The following is a 13,029-nucleotide window of genomic DNA, read 5'->3' on the forward strand; positions in this document are numbered from 1 at the left end:
AAGGCGAGCCTCGCCGGGACGAACCCTGTACGGTGCCAAAACTCTGTTTCAGGCTTGTGAGCTGCGAATTTGCGAGTAGCTCAAGCTGCCCGGTGATACTCGTTGATCACGCCGCCCAGGACGCGGCGCCGCCGGATCGGCTTGTCGATCGCGACGACCACACCGGGGTCGTAGTCGGGTGGATGCTGATCCAGGCTCTGGTGCGGCCGGTGCCGGTCGAAATGGTCCTCATAGTCGCGTAACACGGTACGGGCGTGCTGTTCGTTGTAGATCAATACCCGGTCGGTGCACTCGACCCGGACACTGCGCACGAAGCGTTCCGCGAACGCGTTCGCCCGGGGCGTGCGCGGCGGAGTCTTCACCACGTCGATGCCTTCGGCGGCGAACACCGTGTCGAAAGACGCGGTGAACTTCGCGTCGCGGTCGCGGATCAGAAACCGGAATCGTGTCACGCGGTCCCGAGGTCCAGCACCAGGTTGCGGGCCTGCTGGGTAGTCCAGGCAGCGGTCGGGTGTGCGGTGACGCCGAGGATGTGCACCCGTCGGGTCGTGATCTCCATGACGAACAGCACATACAACCGCCGCAGCGTGACGGTGTCGATGTGGAAGAAGTCGGTCGCCAGCAGACCGGACGCCTGCGCGCGCAGGAACGTCCTCCAATTGGTGTCGATCTCGCGTGGGGCAGGACCGCGCTTCGAACTGGCGAGGATGCGACGGATGGTGCCAGCGCCGACCCGATGGCCGAGCCCGACGAGTTCGCCTTGGATGCGCCGGTGCCCCCACCCGGGATTCTCCCTGGCCAAGCGCAGGATCAGGTCACGGAGGTCGTCGCTGATCGGTGGTCGTCCGGGCCGCTTCGGGTAGGTCCAGTGCTGGCGGACCAGCCGGCGGTGCCAGGCCAGCAGGGTGGCTGGGGTAACGATCCGATGCCTCCAGAGTTCCCGCGGCAGTGCCCGGACCAGCGCCGACAACACCGCCCGCTCCGGCCACGACAGGAGCGGCCGACCGACCTGACGGCGTAGCACCGCCACCTCATGGCGCAGCACCAGCAACTCTGCGACCAGCGCGGACTCGCTGCACGTGGCCAGCGGCAACCAGCCGAACATCCGCACCGCACTCAGGTACAGCAGCCGAACCAACACGCCTGCCATCCTGCGTCATTGTCGCGAAACAGCAGCTCACACCCTGTGCGACGAGTTTTGGCACGGTACAGGAGCTGGCAGCCCCGCATGATCTTGGATGATGTGCGCGGTGTGTGCTCTCCAGCGGATGCCAACCCGGGTCAACCCGTGCCAACGCGGGTCACCGCGGCACACCGCCGGTCGCAATCCGGGGTTCGTGTGCTCGGGGTGTGGTCCTGGGCTGGGAGAACAGGGTACGGGTGACGTGGGTGAACGTGGGCCACTCCCTGCCACCCCAGGTGAACGCCCAGGTCGCTAGACTAGGCCCTCGCGCCCTCGTAGCTCAGGGGATAGAGCAACGGTTTCCTAAACCGTGTGTCGCAGGTTCGAATCCTGCCGGGGGCACCAGGTCACCGCCTTGATCAACGATCATTGTTCCGCCTTCCGGGGCGTTCGCGCCCGCTGCGTGCCCGGTCGCCTCGCCACCTTCGCCCTGCTTGCGTCGAGGTGCTGGGCGACCTCCGCGTCCCGGCCGTCGACGGCGCGCTGGTGGGTCGTCACGCTGGCGTTTGCGTGCCCGAGCCGACGAGCGTGTCACCAGCCGACTGGACGGTGGGCCTGAAACCGGCGGCGGAAGCCGTGGCGGCTCCGCTGCCGGTCGCCGGTGTGCGGTTGCCGTCCGGGGAGGGCGAGTACCAGCGGCGTATGGCAGGCTCATCCTCCTTGATCAATGACTTCGCGAAAGCGAACCTGCACCACGATCTGCGAGAGATTCGTGGGGTGATGCTCTGGAAGCTCGACGGGCTCTCCGAGTACGACATCCGCCGCCCCCTGACCTCGACTGGGACCAACCTGCTCGGCCTGGTCAAGCACCAGGCTCTGTCTGAGGCCAGGTACTTAGGCGAGGTCTTCGACCGGCCTTTTCCCGAATCGCTGCCCCGGTGGGACGACCTCGGGCCGCGCGGCGACGACATGTGGGCGACCGAGTACGAGACGCGCGAGGAGATCATCGACCGCTACCGTCGCGTATGCACCCAGACGCGACGATCACCGCCCTCGCCATCGACTCCCCGGGCGACGTGCCCTGGTGGCCACGGCCCGACGTGACGCTGGTCAACGTCATGGTCCACATACTCACCGAGACCGGCCGGCACGCCGGACATGCCGACATCCTGCGCGAACAGCTCGACGGCTCGACCGGGACAACAGCCGAGTACGCGAGCCCGCAACGCAACGCGGCCTGCTGGGGCGCCCGGTACGTGAAGATCGAGCGAGCAGCGTGAGCAGTCGCCATCAGGCGAAAGAAATAGCGGACCCGCTCCGATCGCACCCTGACCGCGCAGCCGAGTCCAGCTTCTGCCGGTCCACGTCGCGCCAGGGTCAAGCCGCTCCGGGATCGTCCCGGCGCGGCGCACTCACCAGACCCCGGTCGCCGTCGAAATGGACGCGATCCCCGCCCAGCCGAGGCCCACGGCCGGGGTGAACAGCGCAGATCCGGCGATGCCAAACATCGCATCGTCCTTCGCCCATTCCGGGGCCTGGACGGGATTTGGCTTGCTGACCAACTCGCTGAAGACCGAGTGCCGGGCCACCGACGCTCCGGTGAGAAGGCTGTCCAGGACGCGCGGAGCGATGCTCTCGCGTTGCCAACGTGATTCGCGATCTCTCATCTTCCGGAAGAACTCGCTGAGTCGAAGCTCGCCCGCCGAGAGGTGTTCGATATCGCCCACCATTTGGCGTAGCCCTCCGGAAAATGCATCAAAATCCTCGGACAGATGAGGACCCACGAGCTCTTCGACTTGTTCCACGGTGAGTGGGCTCGACGGGAACTTACGGAACGACTCGAGGACTCGCGCCACGCCGTCGCGATCGAAGACGCGGCTCACCAGGTCCCAGATCGTCTTGCAGGGGCAGCCTTCCTCCTGCACACAGACGCAGTGGAACCGCCACCTCTTTGACTGACTGAAGACCTCCCTCGCCGCGGTTAGCGCCGCTTCTCTCGACATGGGAGTGTCGTCGAGGCGGGACACGGCAGCGGCGACCGCAAGGCGTTCCACGAAGACGTTGTGGAAGACGCCGATGCCGTCAAGCGGATTGTCGCCGTTGGCCGCAGCGTTGTTGACGTGTCGATCGATCGAAAAGGTGATCACCGGGACTGTCGTACGTGTCAGCGTCATCTCCATGCGGGGGCTCTCCTCTCGCTTGCAACGACTTTCCTCAAGGGTGGCGAGTCACGAATCAATTTGAGACGAGCAAGTCCGGGATCCGACACATGCGCAGCATTGAGCCCTTTTCCGGGCTGATCTCGATGTAGACAAGGGTGAGGCGCCAGGTGAGACGGCGGTCGACCGAGGCAAGATGCCGGTAAGGACCTCGCCCCACGGTCCGGTGGTTAGGGCCGGGGATTCGGTGGCAACGGCGCTGACCGCAGCAGCCTGACCGACGCGATCGCCCACGCCCAGATGCAGTTGCTGCGAGCTCGCGCCCTGCCGCTGGCCCTCGGTAGGAGCTGGTAACCAGCAGATCGCCTGCTCGCACGCGCCTCGCCTACATGCCGTCGGGCATGTCACGACGCGCTGACATGCCCGACGCGAAGTGACGCTCTGCCTCGTGCCGATGCTGATCGGTGCTGGCGTGGCGGGCCGCAGTCGAATCCTCACGAGAAGAGAGAGCCTGTACCGCGGATGCGGTCGGGACCGGCTCCCCCGCGCTGGCGCAGTTCCCGACCGAAGGGCTGGCCCGCTTCGCCGACGACCCCGACCCGGAGCTGCGGCGACTGGCCGCCCTAGGCGGTGTCTTCAAAGGATCTTGATGTCGGATGATGTAGCGCGTGGGCCGTCGCTACGAGTTGTCTGACGTCGAGTGGGAAGCGCTGTCGAGGTATCTGCCGTCGGTGGTGACCGGTGGTCGGCCTCGTGCCGATGACCGGCGGGTGCTCAACGGGATCGTGTGGAAGATCCGGGCCGGAGCGGCGTGGCGGGACGTGCCCGCCCGTTACGGTTCCTGGCAGTCGATCTACATTCGTTTCCGCAGGTGGGCCCTCGACGGCACGTTCGAGCGGATGCTCGCCGGTGTCCAAGCCGACGCGGACGCCGCCGGGGACATCGACTGGCTGGTGTTGGTGGACTCGACCATCGTGCGAGCCCACCAGCACGCCGCCGGCGCTAAAGGGGGCGCCGAGAAACGGACGAACCACAAGATCACGCCCTCGGTCGAAGTCGAGGTGGACTGACCACCAAGATTCACCTCGCCTGCGACGGCCTCGGCCGGACCCTGGCGTTTGTTCTCTCCGGTGGCAACGTCAACGACTGCGCCCGCTTCACCCAGGTCATGGCCGCCATCCGCGTCGAGCGCCCAGGTTCCGGCCGGCCCCGGGCCCGGCCGGACCACGTCATCGCCGACAAGGGCTACAGCTCCAAGGCCATCCGAGCTGACCTGCGCCGACGCGGCATCGGACACACCATCCCCGAACGCGCCGACCAGCAGGCCAACCGCCGCCGGCGAGGCAGCCACGGCGGCCGACCACCGGCGTTCGACAAGCAGCTCTACAAGCGGCGCAACGTCGTCGAACGCTGCTTCAACCGGCTCAAGCAGTGTCGCAGCGTGGCGACCCGCTACGACAAGACCGCCACGTCGTATCGGGCCACCGTCACCATCGCCGCGCTACTGCAATGGTTGTGACTCTTTGAACACACGGCCTAGGTGACTGGTGTTGAACGCGGGTTGATCGGTGGTCCGGTCAACCCGTGTGTTTGACGGCTCGTTGGTTGGCGTGAAGGGGGTAGTTGCTGGGCTGGCTGATCGGTGGTTCGGCGGGCGGCTGTGGGGGCTGAGGGGCTGTTGCCGGGCTGGATAGTCGTCTGATCGGGGTCCTTGCTGGTGGTCAGGCGGGGGCCGGGCTGAGCTGGCTGCTGCCGGTGAGGCCGAGGGTGGCGAGCCGGGCCAGGTTGGTGGCGGCGGCCAGGAGTTTGAAGTCGGCGGCGACGCGGAGCAGGCCGCGCATGCGGGCGCGGCGGCCGCCGTGGCGGCGGCGCATGAGGTGGGCGATCTTGCGTTCGACTTTGGGGCGGGTGGCGCGGTAGTCGGCCCGCCAGGCCGGGTCGCTCTGCCGGGTCCGGGCGGCCGTGAGGTGGGTTTCCCAGCGGCTGATGGTGATCTGCCGGCCGGTCTTCGACTCGGTGCACTGCGTGCGGAGCGGGCAGTCGGTGCAGGCCCGGCCGAAGTCGGCTTTCCCGGCGTGACGGTCGTGACCGGTGATCGGGCGGATCGCGATGGTGACCTGGTTCGGGCAGGTGACCGTGCCGGCGGCGAGGTTGATGGTGAACTGGTCCTTGGTGAACTTGCCACGCGGCGCGACCGGTGGCTGGACCTTGGTCTTGGCGTCGATCCCGGCAGTATGCAGGCTTTCGAGTACTTCGCCGGCGCCGTAGCGGCTCGCGGCGCTGCTCGACGACCCGGAACTGGCCGAGACCGCCGCCAACCCGGCGCTGCCGATCGGCCGGGTGCGCCGGAGCGTCCCGGCGTCATGGACTGACACGGCCGGCGGGATCAACCCGGCAGGCGGTAGACCGATACGTGGGACCGGGAGTCCGCGGTGAATTCCGCGCCGGACCAGTCGGCGTGCCGGGACTCCAGTTCGAAGCCCGCCAGTTGCGCCATCAGGTCCAGCTCGGCCGGCCAGATGTAGCGGTGCGGGCTGCGGGAGAGCCGCGCCTCGGTGCCCTCGCCGAAGCGGAAGTGGTACGACACGGCGCGTTGGTGCAGCACGTCGTAGGTGTCCAGGCCGATGTAGCCGGGCTCGACGTGCCAGACGGTGGCCTGCTGGCCCGGCGGCAGCCTGCGCAGCTCCGGCACCCAGAGTTCGATCACGAACCGCCCGCCGGGGGTGAGGTGGCGGGCCGCGTTGCGGAAGCATTCGACCTGCTCCACCTGGGTCTGCAGATTGGAGATGGTGTTGTAGACCAGGTAGACGAGCGAGAAGGCGCCGGGGGCGACGGTGGTGGCCATGTCCCCGATCAGCACCGGGATCGCCGCCTCGTCCGCCTTCGTCCGCAGCTTGTCGACCATCGCGCGGGACAACTCGATGCCGGTGACGGATACGCCCCGTTCGGCGAGCGGGACGGCCACCCGGCCGGTCCCGACGGCGAACTCGAGCACCCGACCGTCGCTGGCGAGCTCGGCGAGACGGTCCACGGTCGGGCCCAGAACCTCGGGCGCGAACATGCCCGTGCCGGGCGTGTCGTAACGCTGGGCCGCCGCGGCGTCCCAGATCTCCTCCTGACTCAGCATGGGCCCGACGATGGCCGTGGACGCGGTCGTTGTCGACCGGTTTTCGGAACAGCCGCACCACCCGCGGGTCGGGTCCGTGCTCAGGTGTCGGCGTAGCGCGCGGCGACGGCCCGCGCCTCCTCCGCCACCCGCCTCCGCAGCTCCGCCGGCGCGAGCACCTCCACGGCGGAGCCGAGGCTGAGCAGCGCCGACACCGCCCAACCGGCGTTCTCGAACGGGACGGTCAGCTCGATCTCCCCGGTGGCGGTGACCGGCACCTGGTCCTTGCCGGGCACCGGCACCAGGCGGCGCAGGCGCGGTAGCGCCGGGGCCGCCACGCGTACGGTCACCTCGACCGCGGCCGGTTCGTCCTCGAGCGCCCGGCGCGCCTCGGCCCACGATCCGGCCAGGTCGAACCCGGGTGGGCGGGCCACCGGCTGGTCCAGCGGCTCCACCGCGCGTACCCGGGAGACCCGGTACGTGCGACGCTGCCCGTCCCGGCGGGCCACCAGGTACCAGTCCCCGGCGGCGAGCACCAGACCGAGCGGGTCCACGTCCCGGGTGGTTGTCCGTCCGTCGCGGACGTACTCGAGGCGTACCCGGCGGTCCCGCCAGACCGCGTCGGCGAGCTGGGGCAGCGACGGCACCGGCTCGGGGGTGCCGTACCAGCGGGTCGGGTCGAGGTGGAACCGTTCGGCGGTCCGGGCGGCCCGTTCCCGCGCCTCGCCGGTCAGGCTCGCCCAGACCTTGACCCGGGCCCCCTCCAGCAACTCGCCGAGCCCCAGTTGCTCGGCCGGGCCGGCCAGACCGAGGAAGGCCAGCGCGCCGGCCTCGTCCAGCCCCAGCCCGGTCAGCCGGGTGCGGTAGCCCCGGTCGAGGCGGTAGCCGCCCGCCGGCCCCCGGGTCGCCCGCACCGGGATCCCGGCCGCGACCAGGGCCTCGACGTCCCGCTGGACGGTACGCTCGCTGACCTCCAGCCGGCGGGCCAGCTCCCGCGCGCTGGCCTGCCCGTGCACCTGGAGCTGGAGCAGCAGGGTCATCATCCGGGAGGCACGCACCCCGTCATGGTGGCTCACGTATACGACAGAAGATGTCGGGAATCGGCGGCAGACTGCGCAGTGGCGATGAGAGGAGCGACGGTGACGGAGCGGATCAGTGCCGAGCAGTTCCACCGGGCCGACGGGGTGGCGGACTGGCGGGTGCTGGGCGAGGGGGCCTGCGCCTGGTTCCGTACCGGGTCGTTCGCGGCCGGGGTGCGGCTGGTGCGCGCGATCGGCGAGCTGCCCGGCCTCGACGACCATCCGCCCGGTGTCGACCTGCGTTCCGACGGGGTCGCCGTACGTCTGATCACGCTGACCGCCGACTACTACGGGCTGACCGCGCGGGACCTGGCCCTGGCCCGGGAGATCTCGGCGGTGGCCCGCGAGCTGGGCGTGCCCGCCGGCCCGTCGGCCGTGCAGAGCGTGCAGGTGAGCATCGACGCGCTGGACCTGGCCGACGTCACGCCGTTCTGGCGGGCCCTGCTCGGGTACGGGTACCGGGCCGGCAGCCCCGAGGACCTCGTCGACCCGCACGGGCGCGGGCCGGCGTTCTGGTTCCAGCGAATGGACGCGCCGCGACCGCAGCGCAACCGGATGCACATCGACGTCTGGGTCCCGTACGACCGGGCGGAGGCCCGGATCGCGGCAGCGCTCGCGGCCGGCGGGCGCCTGGTCGACGACACGCACACCCCGTCGTGGTGGGTGCTGGCCGACCCGGAGGGCAACGAGGCCTGCGTGGGCACCGCCGGGTGGCTCGACCCGGCGACCGGGGAGGGGGCCTGATGCCGATCACCGTGCTGCCGGGCAACGAGGCGACCTGGGACGACCTGCAGACCGTCTTCGGCAGGCGTGGTGAGGCCGCGCGCTGCCAGTGCCAGTGGTTCAAGCTCCGGGACCGCGACTGGGCGTCGGTTCCGGTCGAGGCGCGGGCCGAGCGGCTGCGGGAGCAGACCGGCTGTGGCAGTCCCGGTGCCGACGCCACCAGCGGGCTCGTCGCATATCTGGACGGTGAACCGGTGGGGTGGTGCGCGGTCGAGGCGCGTACCGCGTACCCGCGCCTGCGCTACACCCGCGTGCCGTGGACCGGCCGGGACGAGGACCGGACCGACCCGGGTGTCTGGGCGGTGACCTGTTTCGTCACCCGGGTGGGCTTCCGGCGCCGGGGCGTCAGCCGCGCCCTCGCCCGGGCCGCCGTCGACTTCGCCCGGGAACGCGGTGCCCGCGCGTTGGAGGGCTATCCGCTGCTTCTGCCGCCGGGGCGGGAAGCCAGCTGGGGAGAGTTGTACGTGGGCAGCCCCAGCGTCTTCGCCGACGCCGGGTTCGTCGAGGTCAGCCACCCGACGCCGCGCCGACTGGTCATGCGGGTCGACTTCTGACCCGGGCCCGGGAACCGACGGTGGCGACCGGAGCCCGTTGTTACGCTCCGCGGGGGAGAAGTGCGCAGTGTGACGATCGGGGTTCGCGGGTGCCGGACGGTCACCGTCGGTACCCTGCTAAGTCCTGACCTGCCCGCGACGACATGGTGGTACTTGATGAACGATCTTCGAGTGGTGGCGTTCGACCTGGACGACACCCTGGCTGTCTCCAAGTCCCAGATCGATCGTCGGATGGCGGAACTCCTCGGCCACCTGCTCACCGAGGTGGACGTGCTGATCATTTCCGGGGGACGGTTCGAGCAGTTCGAGGCGCAGGTGCTGGCCCATCTCGACCTGACCGCGGAGCAGCGGAGCCGGCTGCATCTGATGCCGACCTGCGGCACCCGTTACTACCGGTGGTCGGACGGGCAGTGGCGGCAGGTCTACGCCGAGGACCTGAGCGACGCGGACAAGGCGCGGGTGATCGCGGCGCTCACCGAGTCGGCGCGGGCGCTGGGCCTCTGGGAGTCGAAGACCTGGGGCGACATCGTCGAGGACCGGGGCAGCCAGATCACCTTCTCCGCGCTGGGCCAGTCGGCTCCGCCGGACGAGAAGTACGGCTGGGACCCGGACGGCAGCAAGAAGAAGCGGCTCCGGGACGCGGTCGCCGAGAAGCTGCCCGACCTGGAGGTCCGGGGCGGCGGTTCGACCTCGATCGACGTGACCCGCAAGGGCGTGGACAAGGCGTACGGCATGCGCAAGCTGCTGGAGTGCCTGGATCTGAAGATCGACAACGTGCTCTTCGTCGGTGACCGGCTCGACGTGGGTGGCAACGACTACCCGGTCAAGGCGATGGGCATCCGCTGCGTCACGGTCACGCGCTGGGAGGAGACCGCCGACTACGTGGAGACCCTGGTCGACGACCTGGTGAAGCTGCGCGCCGGGCGCGGCTGACCGCCGCCCCGGTCGTCCGGGGCGGCGGCCAGGGGGGTGGCCGTCAGAGCGCGACGCGGATCGCCTCGGCGAGCGTCGTCGGGGTGCGCCCGAGCAGCTTGGCCAGGTCGTCGCCGACCTCCAGTTCGCCCTGGGCGAGTCCGCGGTCGCCGTCGGCGAGCACGGCCGCGTACCCCTCGGGCAGGCCGGCCGCGACCAGCAGCTCGGTGTACCGGTCGACGGGCAGGTCGGTGTAGGAGACCGGGGTGCCGGCCTGCCGGGAGATCTCGGTGGCGAGTTCGGTCATGGTGAAGGGCGGGCCGCCCAGCTCGTACCGGGTGTTCGCCGGCCCGGAGCCGGTGAGCACCGTGGCGGCGGCCGCGGCGTAGTCCGCGCGGGTGGCGGCGCTGACCCGCCCGTCGCCCGCCGCGCCCGCCACCCCGTGCTCGAGGTACGTGGGGAGCTGGCCGGTGTAGTTCTCCAGGTACCAGCTGTTGCGCAGGAAGACGTACGGCAGTCCGGAGTCCTTGATCAACTGCTCGGTCGCCTTGTGCTCGGCGGCGAGCACCAGGCTGGAGGTGTCCGCGTTCGCGATGCTGGTGTAGGCGATCAGCCCGACATTGGCCTCCTTCGCGGCGGTGACCACGTTGCCGTGCTGCACCACCCGCTTACCGACCTCGCTGCCGGAGACGAACATCAGCTTCTCGGCGCCGGTGAAGGCGGCGCGGAGCGACCCGGGGTCGTCGTAGTCGGCGCGCCGGGTGGCCACTCCGCGTCCGGAGAGGTCGGCGAGGCGGCCGGTGTCGCGGCCGAGCGCCACGATCTGGTCGGCGGGTACGCCCCGGTCGAGCAGCGCCTCGATGGTCAGACGGCCGAGGTGGCCGGTGGCGCCGGTGACGACGATGGACATGAGGACTCCCTGTGGTTGCGACACGATCTGTCGTCCAGTGGCAACGGGAACAGGTCGGCTCCACTTCCCGTTGGAGAGTAGGCACCTTCAAGTTCGATACACACTGAAAGAGAGTGAGCCCGTGCAGGCGGACCCGTTCAACCGGAACTGCGGCAGCCGGAAGGTCCTCGACCGGATCGGCGACCGCTGGAGCGTGCTGATCGTGCTCACCCTCGCCGGCGGCGACCGGCGCTACGGCGAGATCGCCGAGCGGGTCGACGGGATCAGCCAGAAGATGCTCACCCAGACCCTGCGCGGGCTGGAGCGCGACGGCATCGTCACCCGAACCGTGCACCCGAGTGTGCCGCCCCGGGTCGACTACGCGCTCACCGACCTCGGCCGCAGCCTGCTCGACCTGGTCGCCGGCCTGGAGGCGTGGGCCACCACCCACCTCGCCGAGGTGGAAGCCGCCCGGGCGCGCTACGACGCCCGCTGACGGCGGTTCCGGAACCGGCGGGGCCTGGCGCGATCGGTGTCGATGGGGTAGGAACAGGACGTCCCGGCCATGAGAGCGCTCTCTCGAACCCTGGCCGAACCGATCCCACCACCGACAGGCAGGCAGATGAGACCACTCGACCGCTCCCGTCGCCGTTTTCTCACCCTCACCGCCGCCTCGGCGGCGTCGCTGACCGCCCTCGGGCTTCCCGCAGTGCCGGCCACCGCCGCGCCCGAAGTCGGCGACCAGGGCGCCGAACCCGACTTCGGCCCCAACGTCCACGTGTACGACCCGACCACGCCGGTCGAGGAGATCCAGTCCACCCTGGACCGCATCTTCGCCGCGCAGGAACACAACGAGATGGGTGCCGACCGGTACGCCGTGCTCTTCAAGCCCGGCCGGTACGAGGTCGACGCGAAGCTCGGCTACTACACCACCGTCGCCGGCCTCGGCGTCCACCCCGACGACGTGGAGATCCACGGCGCGGTCCGGGTGGTCGGCCAGCCCGACCCGAACTCGCCCGCCGGGATCTCCGCCCTCACCAACTTCTGGCGCTCGGCGGAGAACCTCGCCGTCACCCCGACCGACTGGTCGAACCAGTGGGCGGTCTCCCAGGCGTCCCCGATGCGCCGGGTGCACGTCAAGGGCATCCTCTGGCTGGAGCCCGGCAACGGTGGCTACTCCAGCGGCGGCTACATCGCCGACTCCCAGGTGGACGGCATCACCATCAACGGCTCGCAGCAGCAGTGGCTGACCCGGGACAGTGAACTCGGCGGCGACTGGACCAACGGGGTCTGGAACCAGGTGTTCTCCGGCGTGCTCGGCGCGCCGGCGCAGGGCTTCCCGAACCCGCCGTACACCACCCTGCCGACCAGCCCGGTGACCCGGGAGAAGCCGTACCTCTTCGTGGACGCGGCCGGTGGCTGGCGGGTGGCCGTGCCCGCGCTGCGGCACGACACCGCCGGCACCACCTGGGGCGCCGGCGCCCGGCCGGTGCCCTCGCTGCCGCTGGCGGACTTCTTCGTCGCCCGGCCCACCGACTCGGCCAAGCGGATCAACCAGGAGCTGTCCCGTGGCCGGCACCTGCTGCTCACTCCGGGCGTCTACCACCTGGACCGGGCGCTGCGAGTCAAGCACCCGGACACCGTGGTGCTCGGCCTCGGCATGCCCAGCCTCTTCCCGACCACCGGCGACGCCGCCCTGCGGATCGAGGACGTCGACGGCGTACGGATCGCCGGGGTGTTGGTCGACGCCGGGCCGGTCGAGTCGGAGCTGCTGGTGGAGGTCGGCAAGCCGCACAGCCACCGGTCGCACGGCGACAACCCGATCTCGCTCCAGGACGTCTTCTTCCGGATCGGCGGCCCGGCCGCCGGCCGGGCCGTCACCAGCCTGGTGGTGAACAGCCGGCACACCCTGATCGACAACATCTGGGCCTGGCGCGGCGACCACGGCAAGGCGGGCACCATCGGCTGGGCCGTCAACACCGCCGACACGGGCGTGGTGGTCAACGGCGACGACGTGACCGCGTACGGCCTCTTCGTCGAGCACTACCAGCGCTGGCAGACGGTGTGGAACGGCGAGCGTGGCCGGACGGTCTTCTACCAGAGCGAGCTGCCGTACGACCCGCCGAGCCAGGCGGCCTGGCGCAGCCCCACCGGCAACGGCTGGGCCTCGTACAAGGTCGCCGGGCACGTGCGGGAGCACGAGGCGTGGGGGATGGGCGTCTACTCGTACTTCAACCAGGGCGTGGACATCCGCTGCGACCGGGCGGTTGAGGCCCCGCGCCGGGCCGGCGTGCGGTTCCACGACGCGATCACCGTTTTCCTCGATGGCAGCGGCGGCATCGAACGCACCATCAACGAGGCCGGTACGCCGGTCATCGGCTCGTACGGCACGAGCCCGGTGATCAGCTACCCCTGAGCTGCGGA

The 13,029-nt window shown here is 70.1% G+C and carries 12 protein-coding genes, 1 tRNA gene and 2 pseudogenes; 8 read left to right on the plus strand and 7 right to left on the minus strand.

Annotated features, from left to right (window positions below):
• Positions 1-80: 80 nt before the first annotated feature.
• Positions 81-452 carry an integrase core domain-containing protein gene (locus ACL02O_RS31255; protein ID WP_412821778.1) on the minus strand — a complete coding sequence of 124 codons (372 nt, stop codon included), beginning with the start codon at positions 450-452 and terminating at the stop codon, positions 81-83.
• Positions 449-1,141 carry a helix-turn-helix domain-containing protein gene (locus ACL02O_RS31260; protein WP_412821779.1) on the minus strand — a complete coding sequence of 231 codons (693 nt, stop codon included), beginning with the start codon at positions 1,139-1,141 and terminating at the stop codon, positions 449-451. Before ACL02O_RS31260 ends, ACL02O_RS31255 begins: the two co-directional genes overlap by 4 nt.
• 311 nt (positions 1,142-1,452) lie before the next feature.
• On the opposite strand from ACL02O_RS31260, the gene ACL02O_RS31265 reads away from it, so the two are divergent.
• Both ACL02O_RS31265 and ACL02O_RS31270 read left to right on the plus strand, forming a co-directional pair.
• Positions 1,453-1,528 (plus strand) — tRNA-Arg (locus ACL02O_RS31265).
• 315 nt (positions 1,529-1,843) lie between these two features.
• Positions 1,844-2,403: pseudogene (locus ACL02O_RS31270) on the plus strand (DinB family protein).
• 132 nt (positions 2,404-2,535) lie between these two features.
• On the opposite strand, the gene ACL02O_RS31275 reads toward ACL02O_RS31270, so the two are convergent.
• Positions 2,536-3,303, minus strand: coding sequence for a hypothetical protein (locus ACL02O_RS31275; protein WP_412821780.1), 768 nt, complete (start codon positions 3,301-3,303; stop codon positions 2,536-2,538).
• 647 nt (positions 3,304-3,950) lie between these two features.
• Between ACL02O_RS31275 and ACL02O_RS31280 the strand changes: the two are divergent.
• Positions 3,951-4,801: pseudogene (locus ACL02O_RS31280) on the plus strand (IS5 family transposase).
• A gap of 202 nt (positions 4,802-5,003) precedes the next feature.
• On the opposite strand, the gene ACL02O_RS31285 reads toward ACL02O_RS31280, so the two are convergent.
• The 3 genes from ACL02O_RS31285 to ACL02O_RS31295 all read right to left on the minus strand — a co-directional run bounded on the left by ACL02O_RS31285 (position 5,004) and on the right by ACL02O_RS31295 (position 7,446).
• Positions 5,004-5,657, minus strand: coding sequence for a transposase (locus tag ACL02O_RS31285; RefSeq protein WP_412821781.1), 654 nt, complete (start codon positions 5,655-5,657; stop codon positions 5,004-5,006).
• Positions 5,658-5,668: 11 nt separating this feature from the next.
• Positions 5,669-6,409 (minus strand): class I SAM-dependent methyltransferase, encoded by a 741-nt coding sequence (locus tag ACL02O_RS31290; protein WP_412821782.1) that lies wholly within the window; start codon positions 6,407-6,409, stop codon positions 5,669-5,671.
• An 80-nt stretch (positions 6,410-6,489) separates the two neighbouring features.
• On the minus strand, positions 6,490-7,446 hold the full coding sequence (locus ACL02O_RS31295; RefSeq protein WP_412821783.1) for a helix-turn-helix transcriptional regulator: 957 nt from the start codon (positions 7,444-7,446) through the stop codon (positions 6,490-6,492).
• Positions 7,447-7,527: 81 nt separating this feature from the next.
• Here ACL02O_RS31295 and ACL02O_RS31300 point away from each other — a divergent pair, with 81 nt between their 5' ends.
• The 3 genes from ACL02O_RS31300 to ACL02O_RS31310 all read left to right on the plus strand — a co-directional run bounded on the left by ACL02O_RS31300 (position 7,528) and on the right by ACL02O_RS31310 (position 9,737).
• Positions 7,528-8,211, plus strand: coding sequence for a VOC family protein (locus tag ACL02O_RS31300; RefSeq protein ID WP_412821784.1), 684 nt, complete (start codon positions 7,528-7,530; stop codon positions 8,209-8,211).
• Positions 8,211-8,804: a GNAT family N-acetyltransferase gene (locus ACL02O_RS31305; RefSeq protein ID WP_412821785.1), complete on the plus strand. Its 594-nt coding sequence runs from the start codon at positions 8,211-8,213 to the stop codon at positions 8,802-8,804. Before ACL02O_RS31300 ends, ACL02O_RS31305 begins: the two co-directional genes overlap by 1 nt.
• Positions 8,805-8,960: 156 nt before the next feature.
• Positions 8,961-9,737 (plus strand): HAD-IIB family hydrolase, encoded by a 777-nt coding sequence (locus ACL02O_RS31310; RefSeq protein ID WP_412821786.1) that lies wholly within the window; start codon positions 8,961-8,963, stop codon positions 9,735-9,737.
• Between the two features lie 43 nt (positions 9,738-9,780).
• Here ACL02O_RS31310 and ACL02O_RS31315 read toward each other — a convergent pair whose 3' ends face one another.
• The gene (locus ACL02O_RS31315) at positions 9,781-10,626 is read right to left on the minus strand and encodes an SDR family oxidoreductase (RefSeq protein ID WP_412821787.1); all 846 of its coding nucleotides are present in this window, start codon (positions 10,624-10,626) and stop codon (positions 9,781-9,783) included.
• Positions 10,627-10,747: 121 nt separating this feature from the next.
• Between ACL02O_RS31315 and ACL02O_RS31320 the strand changes: the two genes are divergently transcribed.
• Positions 10,748-11,101, plus strand: a complete 354-nt coding sequence (locus tag ACL02O_RS31320; RefSeq protein WP_412821788.1) for a winged helix-turn-helix transcriptional regulator — start codon at positions 10,748-10,750, stop codon at positions 11,099-11,101.
• A gap of 126 nt (positions 11,102-11,227) precedes the next feature.
• Entirely contained in the window at positions 11,228-13,021 is a 1,794-nt protein-coding gene (locus ACL02O_RS31325) for an adenylyl cyclase (RefSeq protein ID WP_412821789.1), read from the plus strand.
• Positions 13,022-13,029: the final 8 nt, after the last annotated feature.

It is taken from the genome of Micromonospora mangrovicola (assembly GCF_047200535.1).
Classification (GTDB): Bacteria; Actinomycetota; Actinomycetes; order Mycobacteriales; family Micromonosporaceae; genus Micromonospora.